We start from the raw sequence: 25,082 nt of genomic DNA, 5'->3' as shown, positions 1-25,082 counted from the left end.
TTCGCTCTCTTCCTTTCTTTTAATCTTTTATTTTTAACCTTAGTAAGCAATTAAATTAACAATTCCATTGGATTTTCTAAAATATGCTTGAGATCAACCATAAATTTAGCCCCATTCATGCCATCAACGATCCGATGGTCAATGGTCAAACAGAGCTGCATGATTGGTCGAATGGTGATTTGACCATCAACAGCCGTCGGCGTTTGAACCGTGGCACAGACTCCCAAGATGGCTGAGTTAGGCTGATTGATAATCGGATTGAAGGACTTAGTGCCAAACATCCCTAGATTAGTGATAGAGAAGGTAGAGCCTGACATCTCAGCTGCCTTTAATTTACCAGTCTGAGCCTTTTTTATAAGCTCCTTAGATGCCACAACAAATTCCGACAGATTCATCTGATCAGCACCATGAACAACAGGCACAATCAAGCCTTCATCCAGACCAACGGCTATTCCTAGATTGACAAAACGATGCAACTCGATATCTTTGGCGTCGTTGATAAGGGAAGCATTAAGGTACTCGTGTTCGGGCTTGGTCAAGGTTTTAACAACAGCTAAACCAATCAGATCTGTAAAAGTCACCTTGAGACCCGTCTTATCCATAATAGGATCGATCAATTGCTTGCGTAAGGCCATCAGATTAGTCATATCAATATCATAATTGAGGGTAAAGGTTGGTGCGGTCAGATAGGAGTTGGTCATGCCCTTGGCAATTGCCTTGCGCATAGCCGACATTGGTTTGACTTCCACACCTTCTGCCAGAGGAGCTGCTTTTGGAGCCACCTCTTCTGCTTCTTGGCTGGCCTTAGGTTGACCGACCGCCAAGATGTCTTCCTTGGTAATCTTGCCAAAGATACCACTTCCCTTAATCTGACCCAAATCAAGGCCAAAATCAAGGGCCATTTTACGAGCCAGAGGGGTAGCCTTAGGTTGAGCTGCTTGGAACTGTTCTACATCGTCCCTATGAACACGCCCCTTGGGTCCTGTTCCAGAGACTCGGCCCAAGTCAATACCTAAATCACGGGCCATTTTACGAGCTGCTGGAGTAGCACGAACCTTGCCGCCATTTCCTTGGGGTTCAGAAGTTGGTTCAGTTTGGTTGGCTGCTAGTGGTGCTGCAGTACCTTGAACGGGACTGTCAGTATTTGCTACCGTCTGTCCCTTGTTTTCTGCTGGATTTAACTTCTCCACAATGTCTTCAATGACTTCACCCTCCTCTCCGATATAACCAATGACCTCGGTAACAGGAACGGTATCGCCAGCTGGATGGACAATCTTCAACAGTATTCCTGACTCCTCAGCTTCCAGCTCCATATTGGTTTTGTCAGACATGATTTCTAGCAGGATGTCCCCTTGATTGACCCTGTCGCCTTCCTGCTTTTTCCACTCGATGATTTCGCCTTCCGACATGTCCACACCGAGCTTGGGCATAATGATTTCTACTGCCATAATATCCTCTTGAATCCCCAGTCAGCCACCAACCTACTCAGACTGATAGATGACCGAGATTTCTATCCCTTTCTAATCAAATTCTAATGATTTTCAAAGCTGTCTAATTGCCCTTGTTGGCCATTTTGATAATAGCAGCCTTGATTTTTTCAACATCCGGTAGAATAGCTTGTTCCAAAACTCTAGCGTAAGGAACCGGCACATCTTCACCGGCTAGACGGACAATAGGATGGTCAAGATAGTCGAAGGCCTCACTTTCAGTAACCATCGTGGCGATCTCTCCAACAAATCCACCTGTCTTATAAGCATCATTGACCAACATCAGCTTGCCAGTCTTCTTAACAGAGTTAATAATTAAATCCTTATCTAAGGGAATCAAGGTACGAGGATTAAGGACTTCAACAGAGATACCTTGAGCAGCCACCTCATCAGCAGCCTGCAAGACCCGCTCCAACATACGGCCATAAGAGACAATCGTCAAATCACTCCCTTCACGCTTAATGTCGCCTTTGCCCAGTGGAATATAAAAATCTGGGTCCAAATTAACCTCAGCCTTTCTACCATAAAGGGCCTTGGGTTCCATAAAGATAACAATATTATCATCCCGAATAGCAGATTTCAAGAGTCCCTTGGCCTCATTAACATCACCAGGCGCAACAACCTTAATCCCAGGAATATGAGTCAACCAGGCTTCTAGGGACTGAGAGTGCTGGGCAGCCGAACCAATACCAGAACCACTAGCAACCCGAAAAGTCACTGGGGTCTTGAGACCACCACCAAACATATAGTTATTCTTAGCTCCCTGATTGACAATAGCATCTAGGGCAATGGTCAAGAAGTCCATAAAGGTCACATCAACAATAGGACGCAAACCCGTTATAGCTGCACCAATCGCTGAACCAGCAATGGCTGCTTCAGAAATCGGTGTATCCTTGACACGCTCCGGACCAAACTCTTCAAACATGCCGACTGAGGTTCCAAAGTCGCCTCCGTAGATACCGACATCCTCTCCCATCAGGAAGATATTTTCGTCTTTTCGCATTTCTTCTGTCATGGCCAGATTGACAGCTTCCCGCAAGGCCATTTTCTTTGTTTCTGTCATAATACTTTTCCTATCTATATCTAATTGAATCCCTTAAATGTTAATACATTTAAGTTCAAAACCTACGACTGACACATTCTTGCTAAAAAACATAGTTTTTTAACCAACAAGGAGGTCGAGGATGATACTTTCGCTAAAGTGGTAGATTAGCAACAAGTACGCTTGTTGCTAATAAGGGAAATTTTGAGAGAGATTTAGTCCGGTAGACTAAATCCGCCTGAGCCTGAAAGTTCAAAAGCGAAGGGGCTCAAAATTTATCACGGGGCAAAGCCATCAACTACTAAAGTAGCGATGCCTGACGCCAATCTCTAGAGTGATTGGCTAGCCCCCTGATTAACTCGGTTACGCCAGTAAAATCGACTGGCCTAACCTCGTGTCGCAATGAAACTCCGTGAGGAGTTTGCTTGCACCCGCACTTTTTAAGAAAGTATCAAAAATATTAATTTTGATATTCACTCAGTATAAATTTGCAATGAGACTAGACATCCTAATCCGCCCAGACATCTTCAAAAGCAACCGAAAGCTCTGGTTCAGGGCTATTTTGTGCAAATTCATAAGCTGCATCAATTTCTGCCACCACTTGCTGGTGCACAGCATCCAAATCTTCTTGGGTCAAGTCAGTTTCCTTGAGAGAAAATTGGCGGAATTTAAGCAGAGGATCCTTCTGCTTCCAAGCATCCACTTCTTCCTTACTACGATATTTTCCAGCATCAGCCGTCGAATGACCAAACCAGCGATAAGATTCTACTTCAATAATGGCAGGACCATTGCCAGCTCGGACATAATCAACTACTTCCTTCATCCGCTCATAGACCGCCATCACATCATTACCATCCTCGACATAGTAGCCAGGGATACCATAGGCATCTGCCCTTGTGTAGAGGTGAGGAATGTTTGTCGCCTCGGTAATGTCCATAGAGATTCCGTAGCGATTGTTAATGATAAAGAAAATTACTGGTAACTTCCATACTGAGGCGAGATTGACCGATTCATGGAAGGAACCCTCATTTGTTGCTCCGTCACCTGAAAAAGCAACCACAACGTTCTTGGTCTTCTTATATTGTTGGGTCAAGGCGGCTCCAACAGCTAGAGCATATCCGCCACCAACAATCCCATTGGTGCCATAATTTCCTTTTTCAAAGTCGGCCAAGTGCATGGAACCACCGCGGCCTTTGGAGATACCAGTAGCTTTACCAGCTAGCTCAGCCATCATCTTATTCAGATCCATATCCTTAGCGATGGATTGACCGTGACCCCGGTGATTAGAGAAAATGATATCATCGTAGGTCAACGGAGCTATAGCTCCGACACTAGCCGCCTCTTCACCAACGGAAAAGTGGGTCATCCCCTGAACGAAACCACGACGAACCAACTTGTTGATTCGCAGATCAAACTCACGGATTCTTTCCATCTTTAGATATAAATCTATATATTGGTCTTTAGATAAAGTTGCCATAATAACCTCCTAATTTTTCTTATTACGCTCTTATTCTACTCGAATAATTCACAAACTTCAAACATCTGAATCGTAGTTTTACCAAGAAAGTAAAGGATTATAAAAGGATTACATGAGCATTTTTTCACAAATTTTTTGTGCCTCTTCTTATTATCCTTCCAACCAAACTAGGCAATGCCTCTATGCTCTGCCTTTGTCAATCATTAAGAGCTGAATTGGCAGATTACCTGAAATAAGCGAGATGCCCTCTCCTTACCTTGTAGTCATTAAACACCCAAGTCAGTATTTCTAAGCTCTGCTTTCAGCAATCGCTAAGCGGCATAGAAAAATCCTTGTCGGAATGGGGCTCCGGCAAGGATTGTGGTAAAAGTCTATTCATTTTTTCATTTGAGGTCGGTCAGTAAAACGGCCGGCTCCCAATAAAAATATTTTATTATTGTAAATTTTCTAAAGCTTGGTTAACTGCTTCCCAGTCCTCCATCAGTTCCTCCTGCTGCTGACTCAGCTGGTCCAAGTCGGCTTGGAAATCCACCAATTCTTGGGTGTCATTGGTCTGGGTCATGGCCTGAGACACTTGATTCTCTTTTTGCTCCAGTTTTTCAAGCTCTTCTTCAATCTGCTCAATCCGCCGGGTCAGCTTGCGGGCCTCTTTTTGATTGGCCTTTTGTGCCTGATAATTATCGGCAGAGCTGGAAGAGACTGGCTGGTCCTGCCTAGCCTGTCCTGTTTGCTCCTTGGTCAACTGTTCCAGAGCTTCTTCCTCAGCTTTTTTCTCTAGGTAATAGTCATAGTCACCTAAGTAGAGCTTGGATCCATTTTCTGAAATTTCCAGAACCTTGGTCGCCACTCGATTGATAAAGTAACGGTCATGGCTGACAAATAGGAGAGTTCCATCAAAGTCAATCAGGGCATTTTCCAAGACTTCCTTACTGTCAATGTCTAGGTGATTGGTTGGCTCGTCCAAAATCAGGAAATTATTATTCTCCATAGAGAGCTTGGCCAGAAGCAGACGAGCCCGCTCTCCACCTGAGAGCATGGCGACAGACTTCTTGACATCATCACCCGAGAAGAGAAAGGCCCCCAGACGGTTGCGGATTTCCACCTCCGGCGTGGTCGAGGAATCATTCCAGAGCTCATCCAGAACTGTGTTGGTTCTTGTCAGATTGGATTGACCTTGGTCATAGTAGCCCACCTCGACATTAGCCCCGTAATGACTCTCTCCCTCGATAAAGGGGATCTGGCCAATAATGGACTTGACAAGAGTTGATTTCCCAATGCCATTGGGACCAACGATAGCAATGGCATCAAATTTACGGATATCCAAATCAATTGGTTGCGAGAGAATCTGGCTATCATAGCCTATGGCCGCCTCGGATACCGTTAGGACCACGTTGCCGGAAGGCTTGTCAGCGTGGAAAGTCATGTTGGCCGACTTGGCTTGAGCTTGGGGCTTATCCAGTCGCTCAATTTTCTCCAGCTGCTTACGACGGGCCTGAGCCCGTTTGGTTGTTGAAGCTCGGACAATATTTCTTTGAACAAAATCTTCCAGCTTGGCAATTTCCTTGGCCTGCTTTTCAAAGGCCTTTTCTTGGCTAGCCAATTTCTTCGCCTTGGCATCCATAAAATGGGAATAATTGCCCACATAGCAATCCAGGGAATGCGGGGTCAAATCGTAGGTCACCGTCGCCACCTTATCCAAGAAATAGCGGTCGTGGCTGACGATAATCAGGGCCCCTTGATAATTGGCCAGATAATTCTCCAACCAGGCAATGGTCTTAATATCCAGATGGTTGGTCGGTTCGTCCAAAACCAGCAATTCCGGCTTCTCCAGAAGCATCTTGGCCAAGGCTAGACGAGTATTTTGACCGCCAGAGAGGTCTGAAATCGGCGTCTGCCAAGTCGTCTCATCAAACTGGAAACCATTGAGGATGGCCTTAATATCAGCTTCATAAGTGAAGCCACCTTGGGCTCGAAAATCCTCGGAGAGGCGATCATAGTCTTGCATGAGCTTGTCCAGCTCTGCTCCCGACAGGTCACCCATTTTCATTTCCATAGCTCGCAGGGTCTGCTCCTGCTGACGCAGGTCCTGGAAGACCCGCAACATGCCATCATAGATGGTATCTTGGGATTCAAAACGGCTATCTTGGGCCAGATAGGAGAGACTGAGATCCTTCTTGGTGTTGATTTGCCCTGAGCTTGGAGCCTCTTCACCCACCAAAATTTTCAGCAGGGTAGACTTGCCAGCCCCATTGCGACCTACCAGAGCAATCCGGTCTCGCTCATCAACCTGAATAGTAATATTATCAAAGAGGACATCCCCCGAAAAAGAGCATTCAATTTTATTTCCCTGTAAAATAATCATAAAAGTATTATAGCAAAATTCCCACCTCTGGGCACTCCTGCTGGTGATCTGAATCGTAAAATATAAACTTCCATAACGGCCAAGCCTTGAAATAATCGAGTGTTCAAAAAAAGCAACCCAATATAGAGTTTCTCAATTGATTTTTACCCTGGGAGCTGCCCCAGAATGGTCTGATGACGATAAACCAGATAGACTCCCACTCCCACAATCAGGAGAAAAAGCAGGAGTTTGACCAAGCCCTTGATAAAGCGTAGCACTAAGGTCAAGACCATGGACACAATCAACCAAGTCAGAGCTGTATGGCCGAAGAAACCTTGCAAACCGGCCAAACTATTGTGGCTTAGGTTAATCAGCCAGTTGGGCAGGTGGACAGCATGGTCCCAGCCCAGGGCTAATTTATTGGAGATAGCTGAGCCAGCCAGACGTAACCAGACAAAAACCCCACTATTGAAAATCAGTAAGAAAGCTTGTTCTGGATAACGATGGGCCCAGCCTTTAAACATGGCAATCATATGTCCCCCTAATTGGCATAAAGTTTTTGCAAGGCAGCAATATCAGTCGCCTGGATACTGTAGTAAGAACCAGCCGATTGCATAACAGAAGCCTGACTATCATCGTGATCCAAACCCATGGCGTGACCCAATTCGTGCTCTGCCGTATTGACAATTCGCTCCTGACTGTAACCATAGGCATCATTGAGCAGGTAGTAAGAATTGAGATAGACATCTGCATGGGTAATCCGATTGGTTAAAGATTCCGTCGTTGTCTTGGTTTCGCCCGCTGCCTGACTGGAGCTGTCGGATTGATCGGTCAAAATAATATTGGCAGAGTCCTTATTTGATACAAGATTCAGGCTAAAGGCCCCCGTATTATTCCAGGCCGTGATAGCTTCCTGATAGGCTGAAACAAAGGTCGAATCCGTGGAAGCAATATAAACCGTTGCCGAGTTGGTCTCCCAACGTGCTCCTTGACCCTGGTGGTCAGAGGCAGCATCAGTCGCTATCTTTTTAAGATTTTGCTTGAGATTAGCCTGGGGTGAAAATTGGCTAGTTACATTGGTTAAGCCCGTCCGCACGGTCTGAGCAAATGGAGACTGACTGTGATTGGCGTACCAAGCCAGGGCAAAAATAACTAGAGCGAAAATGGCCAGAGTCCTGATAAAACCCCAGAAAAAATGCCAAACAAAACTGAGAATGGCCCTAGGAATAGCCCATAATAGTTTGAAGAAACCTTTCATAAACACTCCCCTCCTCAATCTTTTAAGTGACCACAAGTATAACAAGCAAAAGCCAAAAATACAACTTTCAAGCTAGCTGTTACTCATTTGTTAAAGGGCTGATAAGCTTAAGATAAACGCTCTTCTTCAACGTAATCTAGGGGTAACCAACGTAAAAAGGCCTCTAATTGTTTTTCCCAATAATACCATTCATGCCGGCCTGGTGAACTAGAGTAGGTCACATCTAGGCCCTGATCCTTAAAGTCAGCAATGGCTTCCTCGTTGAGTGAAAAGAGAGAATCTTCCTGACCACACCAGGCGAAAAACTTGGTCTTTTTATCATGTTTAGCCACCATGGAGCTCAGTTGATACTTATCAATATCAGCAGCATCCAGGTCACCAAAGACCCCTTGCCAGTAGGCTAAATTGGCATCAACATTATCCCTAAGATTAGCCAGGTCCAGCTTAAGAGCACCAGAGAAAGAACCGGCATAGCCGTATTGATTGGTCAAAAGGGCAATCTTATAGGCCCCATAACCTCCCATGGAAAGGCCAGCAATATAGGTCTTCTCCCGCTTGCTGGTCATATTAGGGAAAAAGCGTCGCATAACCTGAGGAAGCTCCTTGGCAAGGGCATCGAAATAATTGAGACCATAGGTCGTGTTGGTGTACCAGGCCAGGTCGCTAGATGGCATGACAACAATCAGATTGGTGTGTCGCAAAAGTCGCTCAATGCTGGTACGCTTCTGCCAAGAATTTTGGTTGCCACCCATGCCATGCAAGAGATAGAGAACAGGGACATCCTTGCTATCTGCTTCTGCCTGGGTCATCTCAAAACTATCTGGATAGATGACATTGACCTGCCGTTCATATCCTAGAACCTTTGAATGATATTCGATTTGAAAAAATGCCATAAAATTCTCCTATCTATGATAAAGAGGCGGGACAGGCCCAACCTCCTCTTGTTTAATAACTGTGCTAAAATCAGAAAGAACCTAAGCGCTTAGCGTACTTCCATAATCACTGGCAAGATAGCTGGACGACGTTTGGTTTGGTCAAAGAGAAACTTGCCCAATTCGTCACGAACAGAGCCCTTGAGTTCGCCCCAGTCGAAGCCTTCGGTTGCCAGATAATCCGCCACAGTCTTGTTGACCAGGTCGGCACTTTCACGCAGAATGTCCCGACTCTTGCGCACATAAACAAATCCACGAGTATGGACCTTGGCTTTGGAGACAATGGTCTTTTTCTTCTTGTTAACCGTGATAACCACAATAAAGATACCGTCTTCGGAAAGAATCTTGCGATCCCGCAGGACAATGTTGCCCACATCGCCAATGGCATTACCGTCAATCATCACATCGCTAGCTGGTACACCACCTTCATGCATGAAGCCTTGGTCACCTAAAAGCATGATGTCACCCTGCTTCATGATATAGATGTTTTCTGGCAACATGCCAATTTCTTCTGCCAGGTCTGCATGGGCCTGAAGTTCTCGGTACTCCCCTTGAATCGGGAAGAGGTATTTAGGTCGCAGGATATTCATCAAAAGCTGCAGTTCACGACCATTAGCATGACCAGACACTCGTAAGTTCTGCGTGATCAGCTTAACAGAGCCCCCAGCCTTGTAAATCATATTTTCCACACGAGCGACAACGGCTTCCTTGGCAACGCTAGGCGTGGTCACGATATAGACCAAATCGCCATCCTTGATTTCCACATAGCGGTGACGTCCGATAGACATCTTCCGCAGGCCCTCGATAGGTTCCCCCATCCGACCAGCTTCTAGGATAATCAGCTCGTGGTCCTCGTACTTGTTCATGTCCTTAGGTTTGACAATCAGCTTTTCATCAGCAATGCTAAGTTTCTTCAAACGAATGGCTGTCCGGACAATATTTTCCACGTCAAATCCCGTCAGGACAACGCGACGGCCGTATTCAGCGGCCGCATCAAAGACCTGTTGAATTCGGGACAGGTTACTGGCCACAGCAGCGACAATAATCCGCCCCTTAGCGTCTGAAATGACATCATCCATTTCTTCGCCGACTTCTGCCTCACTGGCTACTTGAACCTTGCTGTCCGCATTAGCTGAGTCTGCCAAAAGAGCCAGGACACCTTCTTGACCAATTTCCGCTAGACGAGCGTAATCGGTTTGGTAACCAGGACTAGCCGCTTGGTCAAACTTGAAATCGCCGGTGTAAACAATATTACCTTGGTCAGTTCTCAAGACAATTCCCAAGCTTTCAGGAATGGAGTGGGTTGTGCTAAAGAAGGAAACGACCGCGTCCTTGAATTCAATTTCTGTTTGGGCATCAACCACGTGGAAGTTATTGAATTTCTTAACTTGTGAGTTATTCTTAACCACCAACTTAGCCAATTCGATGGTCAATTCAGACCCAAAGACTGGCACCCGCACATCCTGCAAAAGATAAGGCAGGGCACCGATAGCGTCAGCGTGACCGTGAGTCAGGAAAACACCCTGTACTCGGTCCCGATTTTCAATCAAATAGTCCATGTTGGGGATGACCACATCAACCCCCAGCTGCTCATTTTCTGGGTACTTGAGCCCAGCATCCAAAACAAAGATGGACTCATTAATCTCCGCTAGGTAGAGGTTCTTCCCGTTTTCACGCACCCCACCCAGGGCAATAATTTTAATATCACTCATGGTGACAAAACTCCTTACTAAGTCCGATACTCGAGCCTTATCAGCTCTCTTATCTGGCTATCGCTATATTTTATTCTTACCGATGACCAAGCTGTCATCTTTTACTCAATAAAAATCAGAAGTTACCGAGGGGAGAAACATCTGTTAGTAAAAACTGTCGTTTAACTAACAGAACGTCAGCAACTATGGTTGGCTGACTAGTTTCTTCACTAAGCTCATAAAGTTAGTTGATTTTACCAACTTTATGAGCTATCGCACGAACTGTAGATAGCTCATAAGGTCTGGGAGACCTTTTGAGGTGCAGAATGGGGAAAGCTCTGTTTTCTTCAATAAGTACGGCAAAGTGAGTTAACGACGGATCTTTTGATTTTCGAAGAGTATTATTTTTACCAACGGTCCTTAGCCGCCCTAATTTCCAAGACTGGCCTAGCTAAGTCGAATTACAGTCCTTTATATTATAGCATAATTGAGGCCATTCTGCTGGTAACTAAGCTATGCGAAAATCACTATTGAATTTGCTACTAAATGATATTATAAAGCGGGTAATTAAGATAGAAATTCCGTTCACGACTTATTTTGGCTATTTCACGACAGTTGGATGTTATCGTTTTCATTTTGTGCTACTATGACTATGTCAGATATATCAGACAGTTTTATTTTATGATTTTGAAACCTACTCGAGTATAAAAATAGCTATTCTTATCAATTAACTCAAAATTCATAGAGTAACTAATTTTTTTATAAAAAGTGGAGGATTTACTATGAAAACACAATCAATTGAAAAATTTGAGCCTACGAATGATGAAAGCTTATCCCAAGTTAACGGTGGATTCTGGGGTTCACTTTTCGCTGGATTTGCTCAAGCCTACGACGGTGGGGTGACCTTAGATCAATTAAACGGACATGTAATAAGGCATCCAAGCAGACCCTGTTCTCCGTATGGAACTGGTGGAACCCCAAATAGCTGTAATCCCTAAATGAATTGGTTTTGCCTTTTGAAAATTCTTTTCCTCAACCACTCAACAAGAGACAAATTAATTATGAAAGTATTATATAAAGGAAAATCAGCACAGGTCTGGAAAGTTAGTCAAAATGGGCCCCAACCCGATTGGGTTCTCTCTGCCTTCAAGAAGAAGCAACTAATCTGGAAAGATGATAAAAAGCTTCAAATTATGGTTCCTAGTCTTTTCCCACATTGGTCAAAAAATGACCATTACTGGGGTTATGGAATCTACGCTATCGCTTATGTTGGAGATATCATTGACCTGACTAATGAAAGAATTATCAGCTCTCAGAAATTTAAAAAAGATTACATTCTGTTAGATGAAAAAGAAACAAAATAAGTCAGCTTTACCCTTCATGTCAAATCAATTAATACTCTGTTTGGCTTAAACCAATGCTCTGATTTTCTTAAAATATTGCTGGATATGTACCAATTTAATACTCATTATCGGATAAGGCACAAAGGTGAATAAAAACTCTTTTTCAAAATAAAAGGCTCTCATACTCAAGAAACCGGTTATCAGAGTGTGAGAGCTTTTTTATGTCGTAATTCTTATTGAGTTCTTTTAAATCGTCTGAAGCCAAGTTCCGTTAGAATCAAGGCTAGGCTCAAAACACTTGAAACAACCAGATAGTTGAACCAGACATTACTAGGATCAATAAAGGGAGGCTCGCGCAGAATGCCGTAATTTCCACCCGTCAGCTGATTAACACCTAGCAAGAAGAGGTCCAGGACAAATGTATAGACCACTATCTTGGTCAGGCTGAGATTGTCCTTTTTAAAATAATTGAGCAGATAAATCAAGCCATTGGTAAAGAGAGCAAAGTGACCAAGCAGGAAGGAAATTCCCGTGATGTGAGGAAAACTGTAGGGGTCCATCACCGGATATCCCAGAGCAAAAATTGCCCCGCTGAAGCCCATCAGACCAATGTATTGCTTGAAGCGCCAGCGGTCTGGCAAAAAGACTAGACCAAACATGGCAATTCGGCAATGATAGAGGGGCAGGCTGTAGTCCAAAGGAATTCGACAAAGCAAATACCAGCCATAGAGGGCGACCAGCTGAACCAGTTGAAGCCCTTTGAAGAAGCGAACATAAGCAGGCCGGTCATGGTAGAGAGCAGTCAACCAGGCCAGGACGACCAGACCCAGGAGAATCATCGCATACCAGAAAGAAGATATGGTCGGCACTTGCGCCTGTTGGGTTGTAAAAAAATGTTGCCAAAATTCTGTCACGCTAGCTTTCTCCTCTATCACCACTATTCTTCTAGGACTTGGGCGACCTTATCCAAGTGCATGGAATTAGACCCCTTGAGCAAAATTTGGTCGTTAGGCCCTAGCAATTGCTTGACCTGCTTGACCATATCCTCAAACTGATCTTCCTGATCGGTTTTCTTAAAATAACAGACCTTGCCCAGAGGGAACATCTGGCTGGCTAATTGCGCCAGACCAGCAATATCCTCCCCGTAGCAAATCAGATAGTCCAAATCCTCTGGATTAATGGCCATAATCATATTATTGTGTAGCTGAACCGAATCCGCTCCCAACTCCTTCATATCAGCCAAGAGGGCAATCTTCTTGCCGCCCTCATTGGCTGGAATAGTCAGGAAGGTTTCCAAAATCAGCTTCATAGCCGTCGGATTGGCATTGTAAACATCTGCCAAAATATCGGCACCATTGCTGGCCTTCTTCCACTCGGTGCGGTTCTTGGTCAATTCTAAATGCTTCAAGGCCGAGCGAATGTCCTCATCGGCCACGCCCTCAAGCTGGGCAACATAGGCTGCCAACATAGCGTTGGTGGCATTGTACTTGCCAGTCACGGGGAGCTCAATCAAACCATCCATAAAATTGACCGCAAAGCTCAAACTATCCTTGCGCTCAACCAGCTCAGTCAAGAAAATGTCTTGGTCAGGGCCAAAGCGGACTACCTTTTGATTTTCAGGCAAATAGGCATTAATAATCTTATCCGCCGGAGCAATCAGGGTGCCATCTTTAGCCATGCCATTAACAATCTGCATCTTACCTTGGGCAATTTTTTCACGACTACCGAAAAATTCTAGATGGGCCTCGCCAATCAGAGTCAGGACACCAATCTTGGGTTGGGCAATCCTAGACAGAAGATCAATATCACCAAGGTGGTCCTGCCCCATCTCAAGGACAATCTTCTGAGTATCATCTGGCATGTGGAGGGCCGTATAAGGCAGGCCAATCTCATTGTTATAGTTGCCCTGGGTCTTGTAGGTCTTATAGCTAGTGGCCAAGACATCGTGAATCATATCCTTGGTCGTGGTCTTACCATTGGAGCCCGTCACTGCAATCACATCTACACCCATTTTCTCCAGATAGTATTTGGCCAGGGTTTGAAAGGCAGTCAAGGGATCCTTGACCAGGATGTAGGGCACATCATCCAGCTCAATGCGAGAAAAGGTAGCCACAGCCCCATTTTCAAAGGCAGTTGGAATAAATTCATGACCGTCACGTGTCCCCTTGAGGGGCAAAAAGAGGTCGCCAGAACTAATCTTGCGACTGTCAAATTCAATAGCATGAATGGGGAAATCCTCAAACTTGGAAATATCATTGAGGGCTCCCACCACTCCAGCAATTTCATGTAAGCTTAATTTCATTAGTCTTCCTTATTTTTTACAGTATCAAAATCTTTCTTGAAAAATTATACCATAAATGCCAGACCCAAAGTAGGCTGGACCAATAAAAGTAATTTAACAAAGTAATTCAGAAAAATACGAACAATCGTCATGAAATTCTCTGAAAACCTAGGAAAACTCCTGAAAAGGTGCTAAACTAGGGCCGTATTCAAAATACAGAGTAAGTGATTTGCGTCAAGTGTATGTGAATGGGATGTTGTCACATAAGGAAGCAAAGCGCGGTAAATCACTGCATCCGCTGTTTTTAATCGCCACCTCTGAGCTTGGTTCAATAGGCCCAGTTCTAGAGGCAACATTTCAAACAGCTCCACTAACTTTAGTAGTAGCTGAGCTTACCCACAAACCTTTGAAGAAGGGCGGCTGTCTTGTGTCAATCCATTTAGACACAGGACAACCGGCAAACTGCAATTAATCCAAGAGCTCCCGCTCCCACGGATGATTCCCCTGTTCTTGCAAGTGGAAACAGCTTGGTGACAGCTTGAAAGGAGCTTTTTATGTTTTCTAAACCCTTTTTCCCAAAACTCTCAACCAAACAATTGGTTAGCCTAGCCATGCTTATGGCTCTGTCGGTTGTGGTCAGCAAGTTCTCCATCCCCATCATACCTAATCAGCTGGTCTTTAGTCTGACCTTCATCGCCTCGGCCATGATTGGGGCTATCGGCGGACCTGCCTACGGCTTTGTTGCCCTAGCCCTGATTGATCTGATTGATAGCATGACGGGCGGAACAGCCAATTTCATTATCTGGTGGACCCTGATGGAGGCTGTCCAAGGCGCCCTCTACGGTTTCTTCTTTTATGGAAAATCGCTGAGCTGGACCTCAAAAATGGACTGGGCCTATGTCAGCCTAGCCACTCTGGTCATTATGATTTTTGGAACCTTCATCTTCACGCCCCTCTTAACTCAAATCTATTTCAAAGTTCCCATTGCTGCCCAATTTATCGCAGGCCGTTGGTTGAAAATCTTTGAAATTCCAGTTCGAGTTATCCTCACCATGCTGGTCCTGACCCAGCTTCAAAGACTGAGAGATTGGCGCCAATTAACCGGAATCAAAAAATGAGGGAGTGGGATAGTCTTTCAACGGCAAAGTCGTCAAAGCCCCTCAATCCTACATATATCAAACATCTTCGCCATCAGGCGGGGATTTTTCTCACTAAAAAAACTTCACCAAGAGTGATGAAGTTTTTATAAGCTAGTCTTCTTCTGCTACCAAGCTTTCCTTGGAATGATTCTTCCACCAGGATGATAGGATTGAACCTGAAATATTGTGCCAGATAGAGAAGATTGTGGAAGGAATAGCTGCTTGTGGCGCAAAGTACTTGATGGCTAAGGTTGCCCCCAAGCTGGAATCCTGCATCCCAACTTCAAAGGTAATGGCCTTTTGTTGCGGTTCTCTGAGCTTAAGCAATTTTGAAAAGGCAAAACCAAGACTATAGCCACAGAGATTATGGAGCATAACGACTGGAATAACTAAGGCTGTCGCAGCCGTAAAGATATTGGCATGGTTGGCTGAGACAACCGCGCCAATAATCAAGAGGATAGCAACTTGAGAAATCAGAGGCATCAATTTAATGATGCCATCAATCTTATGCCGCAAAAGCATATGGATAACAACCCCTAAAATAATTGGCACGACAACAATTTGTAAGGTTGACAAGAAGAGCTTGCTGGCAGGAACAGCAATAAATTGACCAGCTAAGACAGACAAGAGCGTTGGCAACATGAGTGGCGCCAAGAGGGTCGAAAGGACTTCGATGGAAACATCAAGGGCTACATCTCCACCAGCCAAGAAGGCCATGACACTAGAGGAAGTCCCACTAGGACAAGAACCAACCAAGATGACCCCTGCTGCTGTTGCTCCCTTGAGCTGGAAAATCAAGCAGAGCAACCAAGCCAAACCTGGCATGATGATATAGTGGGCTACGGTCCCCAAAATGACTGGAATTGGTCGCTTAGAAATTCGGACAAAGTCTTCAGTCGTCAAGGTTAAGCCCATTCCGAAGAGGATGATACCTAAAAGATAAGAGGTATTAGGGATAACCCAAGTGCTAGTGTGGGGCAGGGCATAGTTGACTGCAGCCCAGACAATGACAATCAGAGTAAACCACTTACTGATCCAAGAAGAAAAATTTACTACTTTCTGCATAAGAACCTCCTATAAAAATAGAACACTTTTATTGTACTCCTATTTATTGCAATTTTCAAAATATTTTTTAAATTTATTTTCGCAAATTTTCCATTTTAAGCAGAAAATACTTTGAAAAGTCCCGAAAATCAGGCTTATCTTCCACACCGGCCCATAAAAAAAGCGAAGCCTAGGCTCCGCTTTTTTCGTCTATAACAAATGACTTTCTCGCTTGTCGAACATTTCCTGAGCTAAGCCAGCCAACTCGCTAATCAAATCCTTGTAGGACAAGCCCATATTTTCCCAAAGGAGAGGATACATAGACCATTGGGTGAAACCTGGCATGGTATTGAGCTCGTTGAGGAAAATCTCACCGTCTTCTGTCAGGAAGAAGTCACAACGGGAGAGGCCACAACCACCGATAGCTCGGAAGGCCGTCTCAGCATAGCCCCGCATCTTATCCATAACTTCCTCAGGCACCTTGGCCGGAATATCCATGCTAATCTTGTTGTCAATATACTTGGCTTTGTAATCGTAGAAGGCCACATCCTTGACGACTTCACCGGGCTGGGTTGTTTTAACTTGGCTATTGCCCAGGATACCGACTTCAATTTCTCTGGCCACGACACCTTGCTCAATTAAAATCCGACTATCGTATTTGAGGGCTAAATCAAGGGCATCAGCCAATTCTCCATCGTTGTCAGCCTTAGAAATCCCAACAGATGAGCCCATATTGGCTGGCTTCACAAAGACAGGGTAGGTCAACTTTTGATTGGCTCTAGCGATGGCTTCTGACTGGGCTTGACCTTCCATATAGGTTACATAGGCCACTTGAGGGACACCTGCGGATTCAAGTACATGCTTGGTCGTAATCTTGTCCATAGCCACGCTAGAGGAGAGGACATTGGTCCCCACGTAAGGCAGGCGGAGAACTTCTAAGAAACCTTGAATGGAGCCATCTTCCCCCATCGGCCCGTGGAGAACCGGAAAGACGATAGCATTTTCTTGGTAAATATCGCTGGGCTTGATAGCCTGGCTAGGGACCACAGTCTCATTGGTCATGAGCTTTTCGTCTTGACTAGGCTGGCTGGTAAATTCCTGAGTCTTGATAAAGTCACCGGATTTGGTGATAAAGTAGGTCTTGACACTAAACTTATCATAGTCAACAGCCCGCATGACACTCTCAGCCGACAGGGCCGAAACCTCATGCTCAGCCGAGCGACCACCATACAATAAAATCAAAGTTTTCTTAGACATGATTTCTCTTTTCTAGCAAATTATTCGCCCCTTATTATAGCATAAATCGCCGGATGATTGGAGGTGGCAGGTAAAGGGATAAACCTAGATTTCAAGTGGCCAGCAAGAGAGACGGCGGTCAGGAGGTGGAGGTCGCTAATCTCAGATAACATAAAAAGCCTCAGCACTAGTACTGCTGGGGCTTTTCCGTTATCCCATGTATTGGGAAATACTATTTCATCGCAAGATTATTATAGCAAATTTTGGAAAAAAGTCAAAGTTTGGGCAAGCAAATGTGAACTCACAAGTATCTCTTAAAAAACTCCACTGTGGCTTGCCAGGACTTGACGCTATCAGCCAACACCCCTTTCCATGCCAACTTCTTATATCGGCTATTGGGTTGGTAGGCAAGGGTCAGCATGTGTCCACTACTTTTTAAAATTAGCTTTTTTAGCTTATAGGCAGAAGTCCCTCTTCGCTTCCACCGCTCCTCAATCTTTTCAATAGACTCATAGGCTGGCCAGATTTCATCCTTCTCAGCACCTATGAGAAAGAGGTGACCTTGAATTTTTTCAACTGGAATATAACTATCAGTCTGATAATGGATTTGAGGCCTCCTCAGTAATTTACTCATGATAAAATCCTTGAAAGAAAATTTTGTATAAGGTAATTCCTTTCCCCTATAAGTCCAAGAAGAATGGCCCGAGTTCCGATACCCTTTCATGCCTTCTAGGACAGCACAAGATGGTGAATTAACAACAAGGCATTTTAGTTCTGGGAAAAACGAGACCGCTAGTAAGGCTAATTCGGCACCTTTAGAACGCCCATAAATTCCAATCCTTTCCCCATCAACTTGAGGCAAACAAGCTAGATAAGATAGAGCTTTCTCGATGGAATCTAGGTCAATTCTATCTAAATCTTTAGGAAGCCTCTCTAACCCAAAATAAGCCACAGCCATAGTGACAAAGCCACGACTGGCCAGTATTTGTGCAATATTTTGAGCCTTTTCAATCCTTCCATCACTACCACTCAAAACGATGATGGCTGGAAGATTTTTAGCCCTTTCTGGATAAAAGATCCGAGCCTGAGCCTTAGAAAAATGCAACTCCTCATGTCTAATCTGAGGGGTTTGGTAATAACGTTTAAATCGAGCTTTCTCCAAGGCTTCCTCATTTTTAAGTAGCTCTACCTGAATCTCAAAGCTATCCCTCAGAGGAATATCAGACAAGTTGGACTGCAAGCTCATCCGTTTATTTTCTGTAGGCTTGCTATTAAAAAATAGCCCCATCTCAACCTGACCCTGATAAGAGCCTGTTTGACAGTAAGTTTTATTGACCGAAATCTGTCCCAGTTCATCTGCGGTGTAAATTCCTTGAGACTGCCAAGGCACAGTCGCCTCCAAATCCATAGGAGCATTGATATTATAATAATCAACTAAGGTCATCCGAACAAGATAGGTCACGTTGGCTTCAAGTCCACTTATCTGAATATCAAAAGGGCTATCGGCTAGATTATCCTGACTTACTAAATGAATCCTCATCTGACCACCCCTGGGTATTTTTTCCTGGCTAGCTCTTCTAAAACTGCCTCTACATCAGTCATTAAGTGAGCAAGATTAGTTAAAAAGTTCTTGGAATAGGCCTGCAATACCTCTTCCAACTGAGTAGCAAGAAAGTCATGTTGCTTCTGGTGCCAACCAATAACCTCCTGCCCCGACTGGGTTAAGTGGAGGTGATAAGAACTCTTCTTTAGTTGGGAAATTTCTTTTTTCAGATAACCCTTTTTTACTAGTTTATTAACCAACTGGGTCACGGCACTACGAGAAACCTGCTCTTTTTGAGCCAGCTGAGAAAGATTCATCCGATTATTCTTAGACAAGGCAACCAGGAGATGAACTTCTGCCACAGTTAGGTTATGATTGGGAATCCTATGTTGCTCTTGCTCCAGCTTTTGATAGCTAGCAAGAAAGCTTTGAAGTTTTTGACTAAAGTCTAATAGTTGGTCTACCATTCTTACTCGCCCTCTTTTTATTAGTTAAGTTACTTAATAAAAATATCAAAAATAAAATAGCTTGTCAATTTTCTCTTGACATAAAAAAGTAGACAGTGTAAACTATTCACAAATCAAAAAGTAATCACTGTCTACTTTTTTTGAAAATTTATATCAAATAACTAGAAAGGAAGGCCATGAAAAGAGATACGGAAAAACTCAAGCAGAAATTGATTGCGACTGGTGTAGCCGAGATTGAGAAAAAGGGGATTAATCAGCTGTCCATTCGGACGGTGGCTCAAAAGTGTGGGGTCAGCCACGGTGCTCCCTACCGCCACTTTGGTAGCAAGGAAGGCTACCTTCAGGTCCTACTGGCCGAAATTTCAGAAAGACTTGCCCAAGCACTCAAGGTCAATATTAATCAGGAGGATTCGGCCCACCAGCAACTACAAGTGATGGGGGCTAATTTCTTCAATTTTGCTCAGGACTATCCTAATTTTTTTGAAATCCTATTAATCAAGTCCCCCCTTGGTTATCTGGAGACTAGACAAAATCAGATTGACTTCGATTGCGAGCTGCCAGGTTTTCAGACCTTTAAGGCCATGGTTCAAAACTTGAAAGCTCAAGAAAATTTGGACCTGCCTGAGAGAGAGCTTATTATTCATCTCTGGTCTTACATTGCTGGACTAGCAATTCTAGGTCAAAGTCAAGGGGGAGAAACTATTGATTCCTCAACTATTAAAAGCAATATCGCTAATATGCTAGACATTTATATCAAAGGAGCCAAAGCATGAATATTTTAATCATTACCGCCCATCCTAAAGAAGCAAGCCTCAATGGAGAGATTCTTAAACGTATCCAAGCTAATCTGCCAAAATCTCACAGCATTAAGCTGCTAAACCTCTACCAAGAAAATTTCGACCCTGTCCTTCGCTATGAACAAAGACGAGACATGAAGGATGACCCCAGTACGGAAAACTATCGCCAACTGATCACATGGGCCGACCAGCTCATCTTTATCTTCCCGATTTGGTGGGGTGGTATGCCAGCCATTCTTAAGGGCTTTATTGACCGTGTCTTTGCAGCAGACTTCGCATACTCCTACAAGGGAATTACTCCAGTCGCTCACCTCAAAGGGAAAAAAGCCTGGATTATCACGACTCACGATACACCAGCTATCTTCGCGAAACTCTTTGTACAGGACTATGGCCGTATTCTCAAAAAACAGGTCTTGGGTATGTGCGGTATTAAGCCAACAAAACTAACTTCCATCCCTTATGTTCGGGGAACCTCTGATAGTAAAATTAAAAAGCAACTGGATAAAATCAGCCAGTTGGCTCAAAAAATTTAAGCATCAAAAACTCGGACTGCCTTAACAATCCGAGTTTCTTCTTACAATTCTGTCCGATTTTCGATAGCTCGAAGCAGGGTGACTTCGTCAGCATATTCGATATCGCTGCCGACAGCCAGGCCACGCGCTAAGCGGGTCACCTTGATACCAGCGGGTTTGAGGACTCGAGAGATATACATGGAGGTTGCTTCCCCGTCTGCCGTAGCATTGGTTGCCACGATGACCTCGTTAATTTCGCTATCCATAAGCCGATTGATAAGAGACTTGAGGTTAATATCGTCAGGTCCCACCCCATTCATAGGCGAAATAAGACCGTGGAGAACATGGTAGAGACCGTGATACTCCTGAATTTTCTCCATGGCGGTCACGTCCTTGCTCTCCTCAACAACTAGGAGGACCGACTTATCCCTAGTGTCGTCAGTACAGATAGCACAGGGGTCTTCATCAGTCAGGTTGCCACAGATTGAGCAATAGGTCAGCTCTCGCTTAGCAGCCAAGAGATTTTTGGCGAAGTCATTGACATCCTCATCGGACATGCCGATGGTGTAAAAGGCCAGTCTGGTCGCCGTCTTAGTCCCGATACCGGGCAATTTGGAAAAACTATCTATTAATTTTGCAATAGGGGTTGGATAAAGCACATCTCTCTCCTTTTCGTAATTAAAAGGGTCTGGAAATTCTTTCCAGCCCTTCTATTATAGCTTTTATTTACTTTAATGGCCACCACCATACATGGATTGATAGAGATTTAAAATATCACGGGCGATGTATTGGTGAGCCTTGGTATCTGAGTTACCAGCATGAGGATACATAACTGCTACGGCTACCTTAGTACCATCATTGGCTGTCGCATAGGCAACAACATTGAGATTAACGGTCGTAACACTATTGCCACTAGCTGTCGTTGCAAAAGTTTCAGCTGTACCAGTCTTACCAGAGATAGAAATGGAAGAACTTTGCATACCCTTACCAGTCGCATAGCTATCTGAGCTATTAACTACCGCATAGAAACCTTGTTGAATCAAGCTCATTTGGTCGTCAGAGATATTAACCTTGTTGAGGACATTGGTATCAATGGCCTTGATTTGGTCGCCCAGACCACCATCGGCATTGTTGCCGTAAATACCTTGAACCAGGTGGGGCGCAATCCGATTGCCACCGTTAGCAACTGTCGCTGCATATTGAGCCAGCTGCATTGGTGTATAGCTATCGAACTGACCGAAGGCTTCGGTTAGGACATTACCTGGCTTATAATCATCAGTCGTATAACCTGCTGATTCATTGGGTAAGTCAATACCTGTCTTGGTTCCCATACCATATTCTGCATAGGTATTCCGCAAATTTTTCATGGTTTCATTAACACCTGTATCAGTCAAGGTCATACCTGGGTAATACTCTTGTCCCATCATCTTTAAAGCAACCTGAACCATGTAGGTATTAGAGGAATATTCCAAGGCCTGAGTAGCCGTAATTGAGCGGCTGCCTTGGTCGGTAAACCAAGACTTAATAGCATTTGATCCATTGACACTGATGGTCTGGTCAGTCAGGACCTGATTGCCAGAAATAGCACCCGTTTCCCAACCAGCCGTCAGAGTTGCCCCCTTGACAACAGATCCTGGGACGAAGACATTGGTAACATTGCCCAAGGCATCTGAAGACAGTTGACCGGTATCCGTATCATGGTTGAGACCAGCCATGGCCAAGACAGCACCCGTATCAGCATTAAGAGCGACTGCATAAACCCCTTCTGAATTAGCTGCCGTTCCTGATGATACTTCTGAACCATAATATTGGTTGAGGATGCCTTCAACACCATTTTGAAAACCAAGGTCAATGGTCAGTTTCAGATTGTTTCCCTTACTTCCCTTAGAAGTCTGCTTGTTTTTGACAACATTCCCATCGTTATCTACGCTGATTTTAGTTGTTGTCCGTGTACCTTGAAGAACATCTTCATATTGTTTTTGCAGATAAGAGGTTCCTACGCGGTCATTGAGAGAATACCCCTTAGCCAAGTATTCCTTGGCAGTTTCTTCCGGTAGACCTGTCTTTTCGCTGGAGAGGGTTCCGATGATGTCAGACAGGGATGACGAAGAGGTCGTTATCTCTTGATTCCAGTCTGTCCCAATACTGATACCATGCAATTTCGACTTATTAGCCGTGATATAGGCAATTTGGTCATCAGTCAAATCTCCCGTCGTCAAATTCACTGTACTAAAATTTGAAGCACCGTTCATTTGATTGAAGATGTAAACTTTCTTTAAGGTCTCATCAGAATAATCAATCTTATTTTTAGGTACTGCCTTAACAGCATTCTTATAAATTTCAGACTCAGTCAGATTATTACCATAATTATCGAACTTTTTCTTGTCAGGTAACTTCTCTACAATCGCTTGATAGTGCTTCTTATCAGCCAAATAATAATCTCGTTTTTGCCTGTCAGATACCTTAGTCTCGGTTAGATTAACCATTTTTGATAAGTCATTAGCATTCTTAAGAATATCCGCCGCTGTAGCCTTGTTACTTCGCGTATAAGTTACGACAGTCTTTTTTTCATTATCAACCAGAGCCTGTCCCGTAGCATCATAAATTTGTCCCCGCTCTGAAGACTGTTTAACGGTGTAGGTTGTCTGCTTGTTCAATTTACCTAAGTAAAAAGAGTGGTGGCTGATCTGCATATAAGCCAAGCGGCCGATTAAAACCGCCAGCAGGGTCAGCACTAAGGCAAAAATGATATAGAGCCGACTGGTCAGACTAGACAGAAAACCTGTCCGTCTCCTCAGCTTTTTTCGTGTTGTCCTTGCTAAAGCCTTAGTATCACCCTTCTTCTCAGATTTTTCTTTTGCTTTTTTTCCTTTTTTAAACGGATTCTTCAGGTCCATAGTCTCCTCATTTCGATAAAGTCTAACGGTATTATTCTATCACAAATCAGGTAAAAAAACTTGACTTCTTAGACGGGAATTTAAAAAATTCGGTTATCAAGAAACATGATAAAAGTTTGACTAAAAGCAATGAAAAGGCCTCCAGAAAAGCCGACAAAAATTTCTATTCCTTAAAAACAAAAGGCGTCTCCCCCTTAGTAAGACAAGACTAATAGCCATAAGTTATAAAAAATTGAAATCAGCCAAAAGGTTGCAAAAAAGATACTAGTAAATCAAAATGTCTTGTACTCTCGCTTCGTCTCTAAGATTACTATTCCTTAGGTTCACTCTATCAAATCATTATTTCAAATTAAGAGACCAATTTTTACTACTTCTAACGCTTCCTTATCCGAATTGAGTATACCTGCACTCTTTAAAATTAGAAAGGGCAACCAGAACTAAAAACTATAGTTAAACAAGCCATGTACCTAAAATACTTCTTCAATTGAACCCGCCCTAAAGACTGTGTAAAAAGAAAAAACAGGCTTGAAGTCTACTACTTCATCACCTGTTTTCCTATTTCTACTTCGCCTTCCGCGGGCTTTCTCCTCTCAAATCTTTATTTTAAGTTGAGAGGCTAATCTTTACCAGTGGCAAAGATTACTTTCCAAGGTAATATTCGCTCGTAACGTTAAGGTTTTCGTCAAATTCGAATACCAATGGTGGGAAGTTAGGGATTTCAACGCCCATGATTTCATCATCACCCAAGTGTTTGATATGTTTTACAAGGGCACGGATTGAGTTCCCGTGTGCACCGATGAAGACATTTTTACCATCCTTAAGGGCTGGAGCAATTTTATCTTCCCAGAATGGAAGGGCACGTTCCAAGGTAACTTTCAAGTTTTCTGCATCTGGAATAACTGAATCATCAAGTGATGCGTAACGACGGTCAGTGTGAGCTGAGTATTCGTCATCCTTAGCCATAGCTGGTGGCAATACATCGTAAGAACGGCGCCAGATGTGAACTTGATCGTCACCCCATTTTTCAGCAGCTTCTGCCTTGTTTTGACCAGTCAAACCGCCGTAGTGACGTTCATTCAAACGCCATGATTTTTCAACTGGAACCCAAAGTTGATCCGCAGCTTCAAGAGCAAGATTAGTGGTCTTGATAGCACGTTTCAAAACAGATGTGAAAGCAAGGTCAAATTCGATACCAGCTTCTTTAATCAAGTTACCTGCATCAATTGCTTGCTGTGTTCCTTTTTCTGAAAGGTCAACATCTGCCCAACCAGTGAAAAGGTTAGCTTTGTTCCATTCTGACTCACCGTGGCGAGCGAAAACCAATTTTACCATTAGTAATTCTCCTTTTAAAATATAGCCCCGAGGGTTAAATTTGGTTACGGCATTACGCCATTACTCCTATATTTTACAAGAAAATACCTAAAAAAGCTAGTCTTAGCTCAGATAAAAGTCTTAACTCAAGCAAGCTTAGTAGAATTTTTTAAGTAAAACACGAATATTGTAAATAATTTTTATAAAATGATTCGTTTAAACTTGTCTTTGGTAGAACGAAATAGTAGAATGTAGGTAATTTAAAAACCGTTTACTTAAGGAGG

The 25,082-nt window shown here is 43.8% G+C and carries 22 protein-coding genes and 1 riboswitch; of the genes, 5 read left to right on the top strand and 17 right to left on the bottom strand.

What is annotated here, in order from left to right; all coding sequences use genetic code 11:
• Positions 1-50: 50 nt before the first annotated feature.
• The 8 genes from BS63_RS0100795 to BS63_RS0100760 form a co-directional block, all read right to left on the bottom strand.
• On the bottom strand, positions 51-1,448 hold the full coding sequence (locus BS63_RS0100795; RefSeq protein WP_028798378.1) for a dihydrolipoamide acetyltransferase: 1,398 nt from the start codon (positions 1,446-1,448) through the stop codon (positions 51-53).
• A 103-nt stretch (positions 1,449-1,551) separates the two neighbouring features.
• The gene (locus BS63_RS0100790) at positions 1,552-2,550 is read right to left on the bottom strand and encodes an alpha-ketoacid dehydrogenase subunit beta (RefSeq protein WP_002960145.1); all 999 of its coding nucleotides are present in this window, start codon (positions 2,548-2,550) and stop codon (positions 1,552-1,554) included.
• A 487-nt stretch (positions 2,551-3,037) separates the two neighbouring features.
• A complete protein-coding gene (locus BS63_RS0100785; RefSeq protein ID WP_002962283.1) occupies positions 3,038-4,006 on the bottom strand; it encodes a thiamine pyrophosphate-dependent dehydrogenase E1 component subunit alpha in 969 nt (322 codons plus the stop codon).
• 433 nt (positions 4,007-4,439) lie between these two features.
• Positions 4,440-6,368 carry a ribosomal protection-like ABC-F family protein gene (gene abc-f, locus BS63_RS0100780; protein WP_028798377.1) on the bottom strand — a complete coding sequence of 643 codons (1,929 nt, stop codon included), beginning with the start codon at positions 6,366-6,368 and terminating at the stop codon, positions 4,440-4,442.
• A gap of 143 nt (positions 6,369-6,511) precedes the next feature.
• Positions 6,512-6,880 (bottom strand): hypothetical protein, encoded by a 369-nt coding sequence (locus BS63_RS0100775; RefSeq protein ID WP_002962515.1) that lies wholly within the window; start codon positions 6,878-6,880, stop codon positions 6,512-6,514.
• An 8-nt stretch (positions 6,881-6,888) separates the two neighbouring features.
• Positions 6,889-7,605 (bottom strand): matrixin family metalloprotease, encoded by a 717-nt coding sequence (locus BS63_RS0100770; RefSeq protein WP_002962513.1) that lies wholly within the window; start codon positions 7,603-7,605, stop codon positions 6,889-6,891.
• A gap of 107 nt (positions 7,606-7,712) precedes the next feature.
• Positions 7,713-8,498 carry an alpha/beta hydrolase gene (locus tag BS63_RS0100765; protein WP_002962510.1) on the bottom strand — a complete coding sequence of 262 codons (786 nt, stop codon included), beginning with the start codon at positions 8,496-8,498 and terminating at the stop codon, positions 7,713-7,715.
• An 89-nt stretch (positions 8,499-8,587) separates the two neighbouring features.
• Positions 8,588-10,249 (bottom strand): ribonuclease J, encoded by a 1,662-nt coding sequence (locus BS63_RS0100760; protein ID WP_002962508.1) that lies wholly within the window; start codon positions 10,247-10,249, stop codon positions 8,588-8,590.
• 761 nt (positions 10,250-11,010) lie between these two features.
• Between BS63_RS0100760 and BS63_RS0100755 the strand changes: the two genes are divergently transcribed.
• Together BS63_RS0100755 and BS63_RS0100750 are read left to right on the top strand one after the other, a co-directional pair.
• Positions 11,011-11,226: a hypothetical protein gene (locus BS63_RS0100755; protein ID WP_002960439.1), complete on the top strand. Its 216-nt coding sequence runs from the start codon at positions 11,011-11,013 to the stop codon at positions 11,224-11,226.
• A 63-nt stretch (positions 11,227-11,289) separates the two neighbouring features.
• Positions 11,290-11,592 (top strand): hypothetical protein, encoded by a 303-nt coding sequence (locus BS63_RS0100750; RefSeq protein WP_002960441.1) that lies wholly within the window; start codon positions 11,290-11,292, stop codon positions 11,590-11,592.
• Positions 11,593-11,804: 212 nt separating this feature from the next.
• Here the strand turns inward: BS63_RS0100750 and BS63_RS0100745 are convergent, their stop codons facing one another.
• Together BS63_RS0100745 and BS63_RS0100740 are read right to left on the bottom strand one after the other, a co-directional pair.
• A complete protein-coding gene (locus BS63_RS0100745) occupies positions 11,805-12,485 on the bottom strand; it encodes a YwaF family protein (protein ID WP_002960443.1) in 681 nt (226 codons plus the stop codon).
• Positions 12,486-12,508: 23 nt separating this feature from the next.
• Positions 12,509-13,873, bottom strand: a complete 1,365-nt coding sequence (locus BS63_RS0100740) for a UDP-N-acetylmuramoyl-tripeptide--D-alanyl-D-alanine ligase (protein ID WP_002960446.1) — start codon at positions 13,871-13,873, stop codon at positions 12,509-12,511.
• 193 nt (positions 13,874-14,066) lie between these two features.
• A riboswitch (THF riboswitch) is annotated at positions 14,067-14,155 on the top strand.
• Between the two features lie 251 nt (positions 14,156-14,406).
• Between BS63_RS0100740 and BS63_RS0100735 the strand changes: the two genes are divergently transcribed.
• A complete protein-coding gene (locus BS63_RS0100735; protein ID WP_002960447.1) occupies positions 14,407-14,970 on the top strand; it encodes a folate family ECF transporter S component in 564 nt (187 codons plus the stop codon).
• Positions 14,971-15,102: 132 nt separating this feature from the next.
• Here BS63_RS0100735 and BS63_RS0100730 read toward each other — a convergent pair whose 3' ends face one another.
• The 4 genes from BS63_RS0100730 to BS63_RS0100715 form a co-directional block, all read right to left on the bottom strand.
• Entirely contained in the window at positions 15,103-16,056 is a 954-nt protein-coding gene (locus tag BS63_RS0100730) for a bile acid:sodium symporter family protein (RefSeq protein ID WP_002960450.1), read from the bottom strand.
• A 189-nt stretch (positions 16,057-16,245) separates the two neighbouring features.
• On the bottom strand, positions 16,246-17,292 hold the full coding sequence (locus BS63_RS0100725; protein WP_028798376.1) for a D-alanine--D-alanine ligase: 1,047 nt from the start codon (positions 17,290-17,292) through the stop codon (positions 16,246-16,248).
• Positions 17,293-17,572: 280 nt separating this feature from the next.
• Entirely contained in the window at positions 17,573-18,811 is a 1,239-nt protein-coding gene (locus tag BS63_RS0100720) for an acyl-CoA thioester hydrolase/BAAT C-terminal domain-containing protein (protein WP_002960454.1), read from the bottom strand.
• Positions 18,808-19,281 carry a MarR family transcriptional regulator gene (locus BS63_RS0100715; RefSeq protein WP_019768786.1) on the bottom strand — a complete coding sequence of 158 codons (474 nt, stop codon included), beginning with the start codon at positions 19,279-19,281 and terminating at the stop codon, positions 18,808-18,810. Before BS63_RS0100715 ends, BS63_RS0100720 begins: the two co-directional genes overlap by 4 nt.
• A gap of 176 nt (positions 19,282-19,457) precedes the next feature.
• Here BS63_RS0100715 and BS63_RS0100710 point away from each other — a divergent pair, with 176 nt between their 5' ends.
• Together BS63_RS0100710 and BS63_RS0100705 are read left to right on the top strand one after the other, a co-directional pair.
• Complete coding sequence (locus tag BS63_RS0100710; protein ID WP_002960458.1) at positions 19,458-20,054, top strand: TetR/AcrR family transcriptional regulator; 597 nt, start codon at positions 19,458-19,460, stop codon at positions 20,052-20,054.
• Positions 20,051-20,611, top strand: a complete 561-nt coding sequence (locus BS63_RS0100705; protein ID WP_028798375.1) for an NAD(P)H-dependent oxidoreductase — start codon at positions 20,051-20,053, stop codon at positions 20,609-20,611. Before BS63_RS0100710 ends, BS63_RS0100705 begins: the two co-directional genes overlap by 4 nt.
• A gap of 41 nt (positions 20,612-20,652) precedes the next feature.
• Here the strand turns inward: BS63_RS0100705 and recR are convergent, their stop codons facing one another.
• The 3 genes from recR to BS63_RS0100690 form a co-directional block, all read right to left on the bottom strand.
• A complete protein-coding gene (gene recR, locus BS63_RS0100700) occupies positions 20,653-21,249 on the bottom strand; it encodes a recombination mediator RecR (RefSeq protein WP_002960462.1) in 597 nt (198 codons plus the stop codon).
• 72 nt (positions 21,250-21,321) lie between these two features.
• Entirely contained in the window at positions 21,322-23,487 is a 2,166-nt protein-coding gene (gene pbp2b, locus BS63_RS0100695; RefSeq protein ID WP_028798374.1) for a penicillin-binding protein PBP2B, read from the bottom strand.
• A 639-nt stretch (positions 23,488-24,126) separates the two neighbouring features.
• Positions 24,127-24,819 (bottom strand): phosphoglycerate mutase, encoded by a 693-nt coding sequence (locus tag BS63_RS0100690; RefSeq protein ID WP_002960468.1) that lies wholly within the window; start codon positions 24,817-24,819, stop codon positions 24,127-24,129.
• Positions 24,820-25,082: the final 263 nt, after the last annotated feature.

The organism is Streptococcus sobrinus DSM 20742 = ATCC 33478 (genome assembly GCF_000686605.1).
In the GTDB taxonomy this organism is placed as follows: Bacteria; Bacillota; Bacilli; order Lactobacillales; family Streptococcaceae; genus Streptococcus; species Streptococcus sobrinus.
The sequence above is the reverse complement of the archived record's forward strand: the minus strand, read 5'-3'. Positions and strand labels throughout refer to the sequence as shown.